This window comes from Mycolicibacter kumamotonensis, from assembly GCF_002086285.1.
GTDB lineage: Bacteria > Actinomycetota > Actinomycetes > Mycobacteriales > Mycobacteriaceae > Mycobacterium > Mycobacterium kumamotonense.
In genome coordinates this window covers 268,441-283,327 of record NZ_MVHU01000002.1, presented here as the reverse complement: position 1 = coordinate 283,327, position 14,887 = coordinate 268,441, and the positions used below count along the sequence as shown (strand labels likewise).

Here is a 14,887-nt window from a genome sequence, read left to right as displayed (position 1 = left end):
GGCTCGGGCGGAGCGAGGGCGGGCGGCGGACACAGCGGTGGGCAGAACGGGAAGGCGGGCTCCGGGGACGGTGTCGGTGCCTCGGGCGTCGGTGGCGCCTCGGTCGTGGTCGGGGTGGGGGTGACCGTCTCGGTGATGGTCACCGGGGGCTGCTGCAGCCTGGTGCGCGGCACCCAGGTATAGGCCGGGTCGGGGATGAACCCGGGCGGCACCACCTGCGGGGCGGCCGGTGGTGTCGGCTCCGTGCGGTAGGTGTCGTAGACCCACCACACCGCGACGAACGCGATGATCAGCACCACGGTCGAGGTGCGGATCCGGCCATTGAACAGGTGCACCGGCCAGCGCCGCTTCGCCGCGTCGCGGGTGGCCTCCGGCTTCTTCGGGCTCAGTGTCACGAGGCCTCCCCCGGCTTGACCTCACCCGCGGTGACGACGCCGGCCGATGCCAGTGCCCGCACCACCTGGATGCGCAGCCGGCGTCCCACCTCGAATTGCTTGCCGGGCAAGGTGCGGGCCACCATCCGCAGATTGACGACGCCGAGTTCGATGCTTTCCACCCCCATGATCGACGGCTGATCCAACAGCAGATCCCGCAGTGGGGCGTCGGCCTCGCGCGCGTTCTCACAGACCTGGTGCAGTACCTCGTTGACCCGGTTCAGGTCGGCGCTGGTGGGAATGGGGATGTCGACGACGGCGCGCGCCCAGTCCTTGGACAGGTTCAGCGAGCGGACGATGTTGCCGTTGGGGACGGTGAACACTTCGCCGTCGGCGGTGCGCAGCTTGGTCACCCGCAGCGTCACGTCCTCTACGGTGCCGAGCGCCTCCACCGACGCCCCGACCATGCTCAGCTGCACCAGATCACCGAAGCCGTACTGCTTTTCGGTGATGATGAAGAAGCCGCTGAGCAGGTCCTGCACCAGCTTCTGGGCGCCGAACCCCAGGGCGCCACCGATCACCGCGGCCGGTCCCACCAAGGATCCGACCGGGACGTCGAGGATTGCGGTGATCTCCACGGCGACCACCACGGCGAGCATGGCCACCGACACCCAGGAGATCACCGAGGCGACGGCCTGCCGGTGCTTGGACGCCTCCGAGCGCACCAGCGCGTCGCTGGCCTGAAAGCCGAGCTCGAGCCGGCGGGTGACGCGGCGTGCGGCCCAGGTGATGAACCGCGACGCCAACACCGCCCCGATCAACAACAGGACGATCCGCAGTCCCTTGGTGATGACCCACTCACCGATCTCACTGCGCCACAGGGCGTGCCAGCGCTGTCCCGGCGAGAAGGCCAAAACCATGAACTCAGTCGCCTTCGGGCCTGTTGCGCCACCGGATTCCGGCTTCCAGGAATCCGTCGATATCGCCGTCGAGCACCGCGGCCGGATTGCCGACCTCGTACTCGGTGCGCAGGTCCTTGACCATCTGGTAGGGGTGCAGCACATAGGAGCGCATCTGGTTGCCCCACGAGCTGCCGCCGTCGCCCTTGAGCGCGTCGAGCTCGGCGCGTTCCTCGGAACGCTTGCGCTCCAACAACTTCGCCTGCAGCACCCGCATCGCCGACACCTTGTTCTGCAACTGGGACTTCTCGTTCTGGCAGGTGACCACGATCCCGGTCGGAATGTGGGTGAGGCGCACCGCCGAGTCGGTGGTGTTCACCGACTGCCCGCCGGGGCCGCTGGAGCGGTAGACGTCGACCCGGACGTCACCTTCGGGGATGTCGATGTGGTCGGTGGTCTCCACCACCGGCAGCACCTCGACCTCGGCGAACGACGTCTGCCGGCGGCTCTGGTTGTCGAACGGGCTGATCCGCACCAGCCGGTGGGTGCCCTGCTCCACCGAGAGCGTGCCGTAGGCGAACGGGGCGTGCACCGCGAACGTCGCGCTCTTGATCCCGGCCTCCTCGGCGTAGGAGATGTCGAACACCTCGACGCCGTACTTGTGCTGCTCGGCCCAGCGGACGTACATCCGCATCAGCATCTCCGCCCAGTCCGCGGCGTCCACACCGCCCGCCCCGGAGCGGATCGTGACCAGCGCCTCGCGTTCGTCGTACTCACCGGAGAGCAGGGTGCGAACCTCCATCGCCTCGACGTCGGCCCGCAGCGAGACCAGCTCGGCGTCGGCTTCGGCCACCGCATCGGCGGCGGCCTGGCCCTCCTCCTCGGCCGCCAGTTCGTAGAGCACCGGCAGGTCATCCAGGCGCCGGCGCAGCTCCTCCACCCGGCGTAACTCCCCCTGGGCGTGCGACAACTCACTGGTCACCCGCTGGGCGCGGGTCTGCTCGTCCCACAGGTTCGGGTCGGATGCCTCGTGTTCGAGCTTGTCGATGCGGCTGCGCAGGCCGTCGACGTCTAGCACCCGCTCCACCGTGGTCAAGGTGGTGTCGAGGGCGGCGATCTCAGGCTGGCGGTCGGGTTCCACGTTTACCGAGGTTACCGGCGGCCGTCGGGGGTCGACCTCTAGCATCGGGGTTAAGCCGGTGCATGTACGACTTCCCCACAGGAAAGAAGGTTCGAGGATGCGGCCCTACCACGTCGCGATCGTCGGCTCCGGTCCGTCCGGGTATTTCGCCGCGGCCTCCCTGCTCAAGCTGGCCGCGGGCGGCGAGGTCGATGTGCGCGTCGACATGCTGGAGATGCTGCCCACGCCGTGGGGTCTGGTGCGCTCCGGCGTGGCACCCGATCACCCGAAGATCAAGTCGATCAGTGCGCAGTTCGAGAAGACCGCCGCCGATCCCCGATTCCGGTTCTTCGGCAACATCGCCGTCGGCGAACACGTCCAGCCCGCAGAACTTGCCGAACGCTACGACGCGGTGATCTACGCCGTGGGAGCACAGTCCGACCGCCACCTCGGTATCCCGGGCGAAGACCTGCCCGGCAGCCTCGCGGCCGTCGACTTCGTCGGCTGGTACAACTGCCACCCGCACTACACCGACATGACTCCGGACCTGAGCGGTAAGCGCGCGGTGGTGATCGGCAACGGCAACGTGGCCCTGGACGTGGCCCGCATTCTGGTCAGCGACCCCGACGAGCTGCGGAGCACCGACATCGCCGACCACGCGCTGGAACTGCTGCACCCGCGCGGTATCGAAGAGGTGGTGATCATCGGCCGGCGCGGGCTGCTGCAGGCCACCTTCACCAGCCCCGAACTACGAGAACTGGGCGAGATGAAAAGCCTCGAGGGCGTCGACGTGGTGATCGAACCCGAAGAGTTAGACGGCATCACCGAGTCCGACGTCGACGCCTCCGGCAAACACGCCAAGGCGAACTTCAAGGTGCTCAGCGGTTACGTCGGCCGCGAACAGCATCCGGGCAACCGCCGGATCGTGTTCCGGTTCCGCACCTCCCCGATCGAGATCCGCGGCGAGGGCCGGGTCCAGGAGATCGTCCTGGGCCGCAACGAGCTGGTCACCGACGAAGACGGCAGGGTCAGCGCCCGCGACACCGGGGAGCGCGAGGTGCTGCCGGTCGATCTGGTGGTGCGCGCGGTCGGCTACCGCGGGGTGCCGACGCCGGGTCTGCCGTTCGACGAGCGCAGCTGCACCATTCCGCACACCGACGGCCGTATCGAGGGCACCCGCAACCAGTACGTGGTCGGGTGGATCAAGCGCGGGCCCTCGGGGGTGATCGGTTCCAACAAGAGCGACTCGCAGGCCACCGTCGATACACTCGCCGCCGACCTGGCCGCTCGGGCAGCAGCAGCCGAGTTGCCCGATGTCGACGCGGACCGCGATGTGCAGCTGCTCAAGTGGCTGCTGTCACGCCAGCCCGACCTGGTGACCGGCGAGCACTGGCAGCTGATCGACGCCCACGAGCGATCCAGCGGGGAGCCGCACGGCCGGCCCCGGGTCAAGCTGGTCAGCGTCGCCGAGATGCTTCGGGTCGGGCGCGGCTGAGCGGGGAGCGTGCTGCGACGCGCGCAAGAGTTCCCGACGCGACGCCGCCGGCCGATTCACTCCCCGGGGGATGGTGGGGCTACCAGATTCCAGTTGTCGGGGTTGCGCGGCGAGTACACCACCGGCAGCAATTCGCCGATGCGCGGCCAGTTGGCCACGTCGACCGCCAGGCGCTGATAGACCTCGTGCTCATCCAACGTGGGTCCGTTCAGCACGCCGGTGATCGTGACGTACTGCACCCCGTCGACGTCGGGTCGCGGACTGACACCGGTGACCAGCAGGGTGCCCTCCTGCGCCCCGCCGCCCGGTCCGGGCCGGAAGAACCGCGGCGCCAGGAACACCGCCAGAATCGCCAACAGCAACAGCAGCGCCCACATCTCCCACATCAGGCCATGGTAGGACTGCAGCCATGGCGCAGAGCAACGACAATCTCGACCCCGATCTCCACGAGGACCTGACCCTGGCGTTGGCCCTGGCCGACCGGGCGGACTCGATCACCCTGGCCCGCTTCGGCGCACTGGACCTGCGGGTGGACACCAAACCGGACCTCACCCCCGTCACCGACGCCGACCAGGCGGTCGAGACCGCGCTGCGCGAGATGCTGGCCGCCGACCGGGCCAACGATGAGATCCTCGGCGAGGAGTTCGGCGGCACAACGTCTTTCAGCGGCCGCCAGTGGATCATCGATCCGATCGACGGCACCAAGAACTTCGTGCGGGGCGTCCCGGTCTGGGCCACCCTGATCGCGCTGCTCATCGACGGCGTGCCGCGCATCGGAGTCATCAGCGCCCCCGCGCTGAGCCGGCGATGGTGGGCCGCCGAAGGCCAGGGCGCGTTCGGCACGTTCGGTGACGGCCCGGCGCGACGACTGTCGGTGTCGGCGGTGGGCGACCTGGACTCGGCCAGCCTGTCGTTCGCCGGCCTGACGACCTGGGCCCTGCGCGGTCTGCGCGAGCAGTTCCTCGACTTGACCGACGCGGTGTGGCGGGTGCGGTCCTACGGCGACTTCTGGGCCTACTGCCTGCTGGCCGAGGGCGCCGTCGACGTCGTCATCGAACCGGCGGTGTCGGTGTGGGACCTGGCCGCCCTGGATGTACTGGTGCGCGAGGCAGGCGGGACGTTCACCGATCTGAGTGGCGCCCCGGGCCCGCACGGCGGCAGCGCGGTGGCCGCCAACGCCCTGTTGCACGAGCCGACTCTGGGCCGCCTGACCGCGGGTTAGGGGCACCGCGGTGGGCGCCCGCTGACGAATTCGTCACACCTTACTATCGAGTCATCTTACTTCGGAGTAAGGTGGTCTCACCGATACTTTTCACTTTCAGTGAGGCCCTGACATGACTGACACCGCATCCGTCACCCCCGGCTCCAAGAACAAGCGGTCGACCCGCTCGAGCGCGATCGGCCTGGAGAAGCCCAAGCGCACCCCGATCGCGACCGCCCTGGCTCTGGTCACCCCCCTGGTCAGCCGAGAGTTCCTGGACCGGCATAACCTGCGCAACCCCCTCAACCGGACCCTGAACTATGGGGTCAAGACCGTCTTCTCGGTGGCCGGGGCCACCGGCCGCGAGTTCAAGCGGGTCCAGACCCTGGGCAAGGCCCCCACCCGGCTCAAGGCGAGCGGCAAAGACTACTTCGACCTGACCCCCGACGACGAGCAGCAGATGATCGTCGAGACGGTCGATGAGTTCGCCGCGGAGATTCTGCGCCCGGCCGCCCACGACGCCGACGAGGCCGCCGACTACCCGCCCGAACTGATCGGCAAGGCCGCCGAACTGGGGATCACCGCGATCAACATCCCCGAGGACTTCGACGGGATCGCCGCACACCGCTCCGCGATCACCAACGTGCTGGTCGCCGAGGCCCTGGCCTACGGCGACATGGGCCTGGCGCTGCCGATCCTGGCGCCGGGCGGTGTGGCCGCCGCGCTGACGCACTGGGGAAGCGCCGACCAACAGGCCACCTACCTGCCGGAGTTCGCCGGTGAGAACGTCCCCCAGGCGTGCGTGGCCATCACCGAACCGCAGCCGCTGTTCGACCCCACCAACCTCAAGACCACCGCCGTGCGCACCCCCAGCGGCTACCGGCTGGACGGCGTCAAGTCCCTGGTGCCGGCGGCGGCGAACGCCGAGTTGTTCATCGTGGCCGCCCAACTCAACGGCAAGCCGGCGCTGTTCATCGTGGAGTCCTCGGCCCAGGGCCTGACCGTCAAGGCCGACCCGAGCATGGGGATCCGCGCCGCGGCACTGGGCCAGATCGAGCTGAACAAGGTGTCGGTGCCGCTGACCGCCCGCCTCGGCGAGGACGCTGCGACCGATTCCGACTACTCCGAGGCGATCGCGCTGTCGCGCCTGGGCTGGGCCGGGCTGGCGGTCGGTACCAGCCACGCGGTGCTCGACTACGTGATGCCCTACATCAAGGAGCGCCACGCCTTCGGCGAGCCGATCGCCCACCGGCAGTCGGTGGCGTTCATGTGCGCCAACATCGCCATCGAACTCGACGGCCTGCGGCTGATGGCCTGGCGCGGGGCGGCTCGTGCCGAGCAGGGTCTGCCGTTCATCCGAGAGGCCGCGCTGGCCAAGCGGATCGCCACCGACAAGGGCATGCAGATCGGCCTGGACGGCGTGCAGCTGCTCGGCGGTCACGGCTACGTCAAGGAACACCCGGTCGAGCGCTGGTACCGCGACCTGCGGGCCATCGGCGTCGCCGAGGGCGTCCTGGTCATCTGAGTCCACGTCATTCCCACCGATAACGATCTGAAAGACCTGACATGGCAATCAATCTGGAACTCCCCAAGAAGCTGCAGAATGTCATCGAGATGACGCACGCCGGCGCCGCCGAGATGCTGCGCCCGATCTCGCGCAAGTATGACCAGCGCGAGCACGCCTACCCGGTCGAACTCGACACGCTCGAGACGCTGTTCGAGGGGGTGTCGAAGGCCGGCGGTAACGCGTTGGCCGGGGCCGAGGCGTTCCGCGAATCCGAGGGCAAAGAGGGCAACCGCAACGGCGCCAACATGGCCGCGCTGTTGCAGGTTCTCGAGATGAGCTGGGGCGACGTCGCTTTGATGCTGTCGGTGCCCTACCAGGGGCTGGGCAACGCGGCGATCTCGGGCGTGGCCACCGACGAACAGCTCGAACGCCTCGGCAAGGTGTGGGCCGCGATGGCGATCACCGAGCCGAGCTTCGGTTCCGACTCGGCCGCGGTGAGCACGACGGCCACCCTGGACGGCGATGAGTATGTGATCAACGGCGAGAAGATCTTCGTCACCGCCGGCTCGCGGGCCACCCACATCGTGGTGTGGGCGACGCTGGACAAGTCGTTGGGGCGCGCGGCGATCAAGTCGTTCATCGTGCCGCGTGAGCACCCCGGCGTCACCGTGGAACGCCTCGAGCACAAGCTGGGCATCAAGGCCTCCGACACCGCGGTGATCCGGTTCGACAACGCCCGCATCCCCAAGGACAACCTGCTGGGCAGCCCGGAGATCAACACCGAGAAGAGCTTCTCCGGAGTCATGGAGACCTTCGACAACACCCGGCCGATCGTCGCGGCGATGGCGCTCGGGGTGGCGCGGGCGGCCCTGGAGGAGCTGCGCAAGATCCTCACCGACGCCGGTGTGGAGATCTCGTACGACAAGCCGGCCCACGCGCAGAGCGCCCCGGCCGCCGAGTTCCTTCGGATGGAGGCCGACTGGGAGTCGGCGTACCTGCTGACGCTGCGCTCGGCGTGGCAGGCCGACAACAACATCCCCAACTCCAAAGAGGCGTCGATGGGCAAGGCCAAGGCCGGCCGGATGGCCACCGACGTCACCCTCAAGACCGTCGAGCTGGCGGGCACCACCGGTTACTCGGAGCAGACGCTGCTGGAGAAGTGGGGCCGCGACTCGAAGATTCTCGACATCTTCGAGGGCACCCAACAGATTCAGCAGTTGGTGGTGGCCCGCCGGCTGTTGGGCCTGTCGTCGGCCGAGCTGAAGTAGGATCGCTCGTTCACCGACCAGCCTCGATGGCGGCCATGATCGCAGCCCCTTCATGGCCGCACTTCCACTCCAGGCCGATCGGGCCGCCGCCTGCGAGATCATCTACTCTGCGCCGGATTTCACCGGACACGACGTAGGCTTGCAAGTCCGCACCCGGGCAGGACGTGCCGGACGTCAAGTCCCGGTGACTGGCCAAGGTATCGGTGCGGATCTGGAAGGTCTGTGCCGCCCACGCCAATACCAGTGCGACACTTTCAAGTTGAGCCTCTGGGACAGCCTGCTCGTCGAAATTCCCTTCGCACAGTACGAGGAAGTGCCCGGCCGGATCGTAATCCGTTGCGGTATCGCCGATCAGGCCGGTATCGCGCAGCTCGAAAATGTTGCCGTCGAGGTCGATTCCGACATGGTAGGCGATGTCGATCCAGCCGTGCTCGTCCTGGTGGTATCGCTGATGTTGGCGGAGTCGCTCGGCGATGGTGCGATTGTCACTCAAGACGACGCCGGAATGGTGGATCGTCATCCGGGTGATCCGGTGCGGCCGCCCACCGGGCAGTGCCGGCCGGGCACCCCAGGCTTCGCGGCACAGCAACACGCCCGAGGGCGGCGTCGGCTCGGCGACCGGTGGAGGCACGCTCTGCGGCGCAGCGACGGTTTCGGGGGGACCGCCGGCGTCCGTCAACGGCACTGAGTTCACGGGGGTTTCGGGCTCGGCTCCCTGCCGGGCCCTCGTCCGCTGCGAGCATGCCCCCAGTGCAACGGCCAGTCCCAACCCGCCGCATAATTGCAGCAACTGCCGTCGGCCTGCGTCCATGCCCGCCACCATACGGACACCCGCCGAGGATCTGGTGACCTCACCGGCAATGTCGGCTGGAGTCCATGATCGGGTTCCATGTCCGGGGGTCTCGATACCATTCCGCCTATGCCACTGACCGATGGTGAAAGGTTCGCCGGATACAGCATCCTGCGGCCTCTCGGTACCGGCGGAATGGGCGAGGTCTACCTCGTACAGCACCCCCGACTGCCGCGCCAGGAAGCGCTGAAGGTGCTGCCCGCCGACATCAGTGCCGACCCGGCATACAGACGACGATTCGCACGTGAGGCCGACATCGCCGCCTCACTCTGGCATCCCCACATCGTGGAGATCCACGACCGCGGAGAATACAACGACCAGTTGTGGATCACCATGGACTATGTGGCCGGTACCGATGCCGCGCGCCTGCTGCGGGACCACCACCGTTACGGAATGCCGGTCGACGATGCGCTCAAGATAGTCACCGCGATCGCCGACGCGCTCGATTACGCCCACCAGCGAAAACTGCTGCACCGAGACGTCAAACCCGCGAATATTCTCATCTCCGAGCCGGGATCCGCCGACCGTCGCATTGTCTTGGCAGACTTCGGGATCGCCCGCGATACAGATGAAATCAGCGGATTGACCGCCACCAACGTCGCCATTGGAACCGTCGACTACGCCGCGCCCGAACAACTCATGGGCCGTCCCCTCGACGGCCGTGCCGATCAGTACGCCCTGGCCTGCACCGCCTTTCACCTCTTGAGTGGTAGACCGCCGTTTGCTGACACCAATCCGGCCGCGGTTCTCGCCGCCCATCTTTCAGCGCCGCCGCCGAGGGCGGGAAACTTGCGCGTCGGCCTTGCTCCGATGGATGACGTACTCGCCAAGGCGATGGCCAAAGAACCCTCCGAACGGTTCGGAAGTTGCCGCGAATTCGCGACGATGCTGGAGCGGTACGCGGCGGGCGGCGCTGCTCCGGGCGAAAACACACGCGGCGCCGCGAATGCCGCGTCCGCGGCGAAGCCTGGTGTCGCCGGGAAAGTCGCTGACGCACCAGCCGATTCCCTTACCATCCCCCGGAAGGTGGCGCTGACCGGCGGCAGCATCGCCGCACTGGCAGCGGTCGGCATGGTCGCCTTCGTCGGTGCCCGGCTGGCACAGCCGAGTTCGGTGCACGACGCCCCGACACCGCCGGCCGCGCCCTCAACACCGGCCGATTATCAAGAGCCTGTCGCGACCGTCACCCGCCCCGCGGCACCGCCGGTCACTGTCACCCAGGCCGCACCGCCACCGATAACGGTCACCAGGCAGGCGGCACCGCCGCTGATCCCCCCTTCCCCTCGTGACACGACCAGGGCGGGGACTCGTCCGGGTGACCTCGGGCTGGGCACGCCGATCAGTTTTCCAAGCTGCGACGGCCAGGGAGTTGTCATCCTCGGGTCGGTCACCACCCCGGGGCTGTATGCGGCGGGTGTGCAACGCCTGCTCGACGCGCACCCTGGAGCGTTCTACCTGCGCACCGACACCAGCTGCCCGTCCCTGAGGCAAGCTACCGACGCCGGCAATCCCATATACGCGGTATTCAAGCCGGCCGGCACGACCCGGGCGCAGGTGTGCAGCGCCGTCCGCGCTGCGGGCGGCAACGCTTATGGCAAGTGGCTGAACGCGACCACCGACCCCGGCTACGTCATCACCTGTTGATCCCCGAGTGCACCGGCGTCCTTTGCGATCACGAGCCGGCTCGGCGGGAGAATCCGGGCCGTCCGGCGGTTGCCCCCGCTCTAAACAAAAAGTAATATCGCTTTTACTTTTGGTCGATCAGTCGGGAGCCGCCGATGGAATCCTTCGTTCACCTGCGCAAAGGCACCACTCCCCAGCGCCTGCACGCCGATCTGGACGGCCTGAAGGACGACGAGCTGGGCCGCGGCGGGTTCACCGGCCGCACCGCCAACATGTACCGGCGGCACGACCCGACCGCCTACCGCGCCCAGGGTCCGCTGCGCCCCATCGACGTCCTGGCCTCGCAGCTGCAACCCGCCGACGCCACCGACCCCGCCGGACACCCCCTGCGACTGTTCGACAACAACGACTGCTGCATCTCGCTGTCCCGGCGCTCGGCGGAGATGCCGTTTCACGTCCGCTACGTAGACGGTGACCTGTTGTGCTTCGTGCACGCCGGCACCGGACGATTGGAAACCGAGTTCGGTCCCCTGGACTACCGGCAAGGCGACTGGGTGTATCTGCCCAAGGCCACCACCTGGCGTCAGTTGCCGGCCACCGAGACGACCCTGCTGCTGATCGAGGCCACCGACGAATTCCGGGTCCCACCACCGGGCCCACTGGGCCGGCACTTCCCGTTCGACCCGTCGCAGGCGGTGATCCCCGAGCCGACCCCGCTGGAGGACGACGGGCGAGATGCCTACGAAGTCAGGCTCATCCACCGGCCTATCAATGGCGTCGAGATGACATCGCTTGTCTACCAGCATAATCCGATCGACGTGGAAGGTTGGCGCGGCGACAACTTCGCGTTCACCTTCAACATCGCCGACTACAACGTCGTCACCTCCGATTCCGTGCACCTGCCCCCGACGGTGCACCTGTTCATGCAGGCCACCGGGGTGTACGTGATGAACTTCCTGCCCAAACCCGCCGAAGGGGTGCCGGGCACCGAGCGCACCCCCTGGTATCACCGCAACGTCGACTACGACGAGATCGCGTTCTTCCACGGCGGGTCGCTCTACGGGATTCCGATGCCGCCGGGCCTGATCAGCCATGCGCCGCAGGGCGTGCACCACGGCGCCCCGGAGAAGGCGCGCGAACGGGCCCGGCGCAAGTTCGACGACTACCAGCGCGTCGACTGGCAGGTCGTCGCCATCGACACCCGCCGCCGGCTGACCCCGTCACCGGAAGTTCTCGCCCACGACCTAGGACAGCACGCATGACCGCCAAGCACGACTACGACCGCATCCCCTATCTGATTGCCTACCAGAATAATTCGGGTGTCCGTGACGTCTACGGCGGCGTCGCCGAGCTGGTGGTGCTGGAGAGTTACCTGCTGCGGCCCAAGGACGCGCCGAGCGATACCGTCCTGGTGTTCATGCACCCGATCGGCGGGGGCGCCTACCTGCCGATGGTCAACGCGCTGGCCCGCGCCGGCCATCACGTCATCTACTGCAACAGCCGATTCCGCGGCACCGACTCCGCCCTTCTGATGGAAAAAGTGGTCGAAGACCTCGGCGAATGCATCAAGGATGCCAAGAACCGGCTCGGCTACTCCAAGGTGGTGCTGGCCGGCTGGAGCGGCGGCGGCTCGCTGTCGCTGTTCTACCAGCAGCAGGCGCAGCATCCGACGGTGACATCCAGCCCGTCCGGTGACGGCCCCGACCTGACCACGCTGGGGCTGGTCCCCGCCGACGGTGTCATGCTGCTGGCGGCACACATCAGCCGGCACGGCACCATGACCGAGTGGCTGGACGCCTCGATCCTCGACGAATCCGATCCGACCAAACGCGACCCGGAACTCGATCTCTACAACCCGGACAACCCCAACCAGCCGCCGTACACCCAAGAATTCCTGGACCGCTACCGGGCCGCCCAGATCGACCGGAACCGCCGGATCACCGCCTGGGTCAAGGCGAAGCTGGCCGAGCTCAAGGCCGCCGGGCGCCCCGAGGACGAATTCGCGTTCGTCGTGCACGGCACCATGGCCGACCCGCGCTGGCTGGACCCGACCGTGGACCCCAACGACCGCACTCCCGGCAGCTGCTATCTGGGCGATCCGCAGGTGGTGAACATGAGCCCGGTCGGCCTCGCGCGGTTCTGCACGCTGCGCAGCTGGCTGTCGCAGTGGAGCTACGACGACGCGAACGGCGACGGGGTGGACTGCGGCAACGACATCGCGGTTCCCGCCCTGGTGATCGGCAACATGGCCGATGACGCCTGCACCCCCAGCCACACCCGCCGGCTCTACGCGGCGATCGGGCACCCGGACAAGGAAATGCACGAAATCCCCGGCGCCAACCACTATTACGCCGGCCCGGATCAGCGCGGTGCGCTGCGCCAGGCGGTGGACATCGTCACCGATTGGCTGGGCCGGCATGACTTCGTAGGCTCGTCGGTATGACTGCAACTCCCGTCGGTGCGCTAGACGGCATCCGTGTCATCGAACTCGGCACGCTGATCTCCGGCCCCTTCGCCGGGCGGCTGCTCGGCGACATGGGCGCCGAGGTCATCAAGATCGAGCTGCCCGGCAAACCTGATCCGCTGCGCACCTGGGGCCAGGCCGAACAGGACGGGCACCACTTCTTCTGGACCGTGCATGCCCGCAACAAGAAGGCAGTCACCCTGGACCTGCGCACCGACCGCGGCAGCGAGCTGTTCCTGGAGCTGATCGAGCACGCCGATATCGTCGTGGAGAACTTCCGCCCCGGCACACTGGAACGCTGGGGCCTGGGATTCGATCGGCTGCGGCAACGCAACAAAGGCATCATCCTGGTGCGAGTCTCCGGTTACGGCCAGACCGGTCCGGACGCGCACAAGGCCGGGTACGCCTCGGTCGCCGAGGCGGCCAGCGGGCTGCGGCACATGAACGGCTTCCCCGGCGGACCACCGCCACGGCTGGCACTGTCTTTGGGCGACAGCCTGGCCGGCATGTTCGCCGCGCAAGGTGCGCTGGCCGCGCTCTACCGGCGCACCGTCACCGGCCAGGGCCAGGTGGTCGACGTCGCGCTGACCGAATCCTGCTTGGCCATCCAGGAATCCACGATTCCGGATTACGACGTCGGTGGCGTGGTACGCGGGCCGTCCGGAACCCGCCTGGAGGGCATCGCGCCGTCGAACATCTACCAATCCGCCGACGGCAGTTGGGTGGTGATCGCCGCCAACCAGGACAGTGTGTTCGCCCGGCTGTGCCAGGCCATGGGCTCCCCCGAGCTGGCGACCGACCCCCGGTTCGCCGACCACGTGGCGCGCGGCAGCAACCAGGACGAGCTGGACGCGATCATCGGCGAATGGGCGGCGCAACGTAAGCCCGACGACATCATCGCGACGCTGAGCGATGCCGGAGTGATCTCCGGTCCGATCAACACCGTCGCCGAGGTGGTCAACGATCCGCAGCTACGCGCTCGCGGCATGCTCGCCGAGCATTGGGACGAACGTGCCGAACGCACGGTGTTGGGCCCCGGGATCATCCCGGTGCTTTCGGAAACCCCGGGCGCTATCCGTAACGCCGGGTCGGCCCGGCCCGGACAACACAACGCCGAGGTCTTCGCCGGGCTGCTGGGCAAGACCGAAGCAGAACTGGATGACCTCCGCGCCGAGGGGGTGCTGTGATTCCCAGCCAGGTCTCGATCCGCGAGGTGGCCATGCGCGACGGGCTGCAGATCGAGCAGCCGATCCCGTTGCGCGCCAAACTCGAACTGCTGGACGCGATCGCCGCCACCGGGGTACGCGAGGTCGAGGTGACCTCGTTCGTCTCCCCCACCAAGGTCCCCGCCCTGGCCGATGCCGCCGAACTCGCCGCCGAGCTGTGGCGCTACCCCGACCTGGAGTTCTCCGCGCTGGTCGCCAGCCCCGGTGGCGCCGCCCGGGCGGTGGCCGCGGGCCTGACCTCGATCGAGTATGTGGTGTGCGCCTCGGATTCGTTCAGCTCGGCCAATGTCGGCCGGCCGACCGCAGAGGCCGTCGCCGCGATCCCCGACATCGCCGGCATCGCCCACGACGCCGGAGGGACCGCCGAAGTCATCATCGCCACCGCCTGGGACTGCCCGTTCGACGGACCGACACCGCCCGCGCGCGTCACCGAGATCGCCGCATCGGCGCGCGCGTTCGGAGTCGACCGCCTGTCCATCGCCGACACCATCGGCACCACCACGCCGGCGCGCGTCACCGATCTGATCGCGGCCGTGCGCCCGATCATCGGTGAGATGGCACTGGGGGCGCACTTCCACAACACCCGCGGCGCCGGGCTGGCCTGCGCCTATACCGCGGTCAGCTGCGGTGTGACGCGCCTGGACGCCTCCGCCGGGGGCTTGGGGGGCTGCCCGTTCGCGCCCGGCGCCACCGGCAACATCGCCACCGAGGATCTCGTCTACCTGCTGGGCGACTGCGGCATCGACACCGGCATCGATTTGCAGGCCGCCATCGCCGCGGCCGGCGTGGCCAGTTCGGTCGTCGGACACCCATTGCCCAGCGCGCTGCTGGCCGCCGGTGACCGGAAGCGAGACTGAACG

14 protein-coding genes are annotated in these 14,887 nt (G+C 68.1%); 9 read left to right on the top strand and 5 right to left on the bottom strand.

The annotated features are described in order from the left end of the window. The 3 genes from BST28_RS02870 to prfB all read right to left on the bottom strand — a co-directional run. Positions 1-395 (bottom strand): Rv3103c family proline-rich protein (locus BST28_RS02870; RefSeq protein WP_083079762.1); only part of this gene is annotated, 395 nt, incomplete at its 3' end. Next, entirely contained in the window at positions 392-1,294 is a 903-nt protein-coding gene (locus BST28_RS02865) for a mechanosensitive ion channel family protein (protein WP_065287432.1), read from the bottom strand. The genes BST28_RS02870 and BST28_RS02865, both read right to left, overlap by 4 nt. A 4-nt stretch (positions 1,295-1,298) precedes the next feature. Further along, a complete protein-coding gene (gene prfB, locus BST28_RS02860) occupies positions 1,299-2,414 on the bottom strand; it encodes a peptide chain release factor 2 (RefSeq protein ID WP_083079761.1) in 1,116 nt (371 codons plus the stop codon). 97 nt (positions 2,415-2,511) lie between these two features. Between prfB and BST28_RS02855 the strand changes: the two genes are divergently transcribed. Beyond that, a complete protein-coding gene (locus tag BST28_RS02855; RefSeq protein ID WP_083079759.1) occupies positions 2,512-3,888 on the top strand; it encodes an FAD-dependent oxidoreductase in 1,377 nt (458 codons plus the stop codon). A 56-nt stretch (positions 3,889-3,944) separates the two neighbouring features. Here BST28_RS02855 and BST28_RS02850 read toward each other — a convergent pair whose 3' ends face one another. Beyond that, positions 3,945-4,274 (bottom strand): hypothetical protein, encoded by a 330-nt coding sequence (locus BST28_RS02850; RefSeq protein WP_065287435.1) that lies wholly within the window; start codon positions 4,272-4,274, stop codon positions 3,945-3,947. 23 nt (positions 4,275-4,297) lie between these two features. Between BST28_RS02850 and hisN the strand changes: the two genes are divergently transcribed. The 3 genes from hisN (at position 4,298) to BST28_RS02835 (ending at position 7,864) form a co-directional block, all read left to right on the top strand. After that, on the top strand, positions 4,298-5,110 hold the full coding sequence (hisN, locus tag BST28_RS02845; RefSeq protein WP_083079758.1) for a histidinol-phosphatase: 813 nt from the start codon (positions 4,298-4,300) through the stop codon (positions 5,108-5,110). Between the two features lie 112 nt (positions 5,111-5,222). Continuing rightward, positions 5,223-6,614: an acyl-CoA dehydrogenase family protein gene (locus BST28_RS02840; protein ID WP_083079757.1), complete on the top strand. Its 1,392-nt coding sequence runs from the start codon at positions 5,223-5,225 to the stop codon at positions 6,612-6,614. Positions 6,615-6,655: 41 nt separating this feature from the next. Continuing rightward, positions 6,656-7,864, top strand: a complete 1,209-nt coding sequence (locus BST28_RS02835) for an acyl-CoA dehydrogenase family protein (protein WP_065287438.1) — start codon at positions 6,656-6,658, stop codon at positions 7,862-7,864. A gap of 10 nt (positions 7,865-7,874) precedes the next feature. Here the strand turns inward: BST28_RS02835 and BST28_RS23960 are convergent, their stop codons facing one another. Further along, positions 7,875-8,675, bottom strand: a complete 801-nt coding sequence (locus tag BST28_RS23960) for a peptidoglycan recognition protein family protein (protein WP_165607028.1) — start codon at positions 8,673-8,675, stop codon at positions 7,875-7,877. 108 nt (positions 8,676-8,783) lie between these two features. On the opposite strand from BST28_RS23960, the gene BST28_RS25020 reads away from it, so the two are divergent. The 5 genes from BST28_RS25020 to BST28_RS02805 all read left to right on the top strand — a co-directional run bounded on the left by BST28_RS25020 (position 8,784) and on the right by BST28_RS02805 (position 14,884). Beyond that, positions 8,784-10,358: a serine/threonine-protein kinase gene (locus BST28_RS25020; protein WP_083079756.1), complete on the top strand. Its 1,575-nt coding sequence runs from the start codon at positions 8,784-8,786 to the stop codon at positions 10,356-10,358. A 134-nt stretch (positions 10,359-10,492) separates the two neighbouring features. Continuing rightward, on the top strand, positions 10,493-11,599 hold the full coding sequence (locus BST28_RS02820) for a homogentisate 1,2-dioxygenase (RefSeq protein WP_083079754.1): 1,107 nt from the start codon (positions 10,493-10,495) through the stop codon (positions 11,597-11,599). After that, complete coding sequence (locus tag BST28_RS02815; protein ID WP_083079752.1) at positions 11,596-12,780, top strand: alpha/beta hydrolase family protein; 1,185 nt, start codon at positions 11,596-11,598, stop codon at positions 12,778-12,780. The genes BST28_RS02820 and BST28_RS02815 overlap by 4 nt, the downstream gene beginning before the upstream one ends. Then, positions 12,777-13,988 (top strand): CaiB/BaiF CoA transferase family protein, encoded by a 1,212-nt coding sequence (locus BST28_RS02810; protein ID WP_065287442.1) that lies wholly within the window; start codon positions 12,777-12,779, stop codon positions 13,986-13,988. The genes BST28_RS02815 and BST28_RS02810 overlap by 4 nt, the downstream gene beginning before the upstream one ends. After that, the gene (locus BST28_RS02805) at positions 13,985-14,884 is read left to right on the top strand and encodes a hydroxymethylglutaryl-CoA lyase (RefSeq protein WP_109560613.1); all 900 of its coding nucleotides are present in this window, start codon (positions 13,985-13,987) and stop codon (positions 14,882-14,884) included. Before BST28_RS02810 ends, BST28_RS02805 begins: the two co-directional genes overlap by 4 nt. The last annotated feature ends 3 nt before the right edge of the window (positions 14,885-14,887 follow it).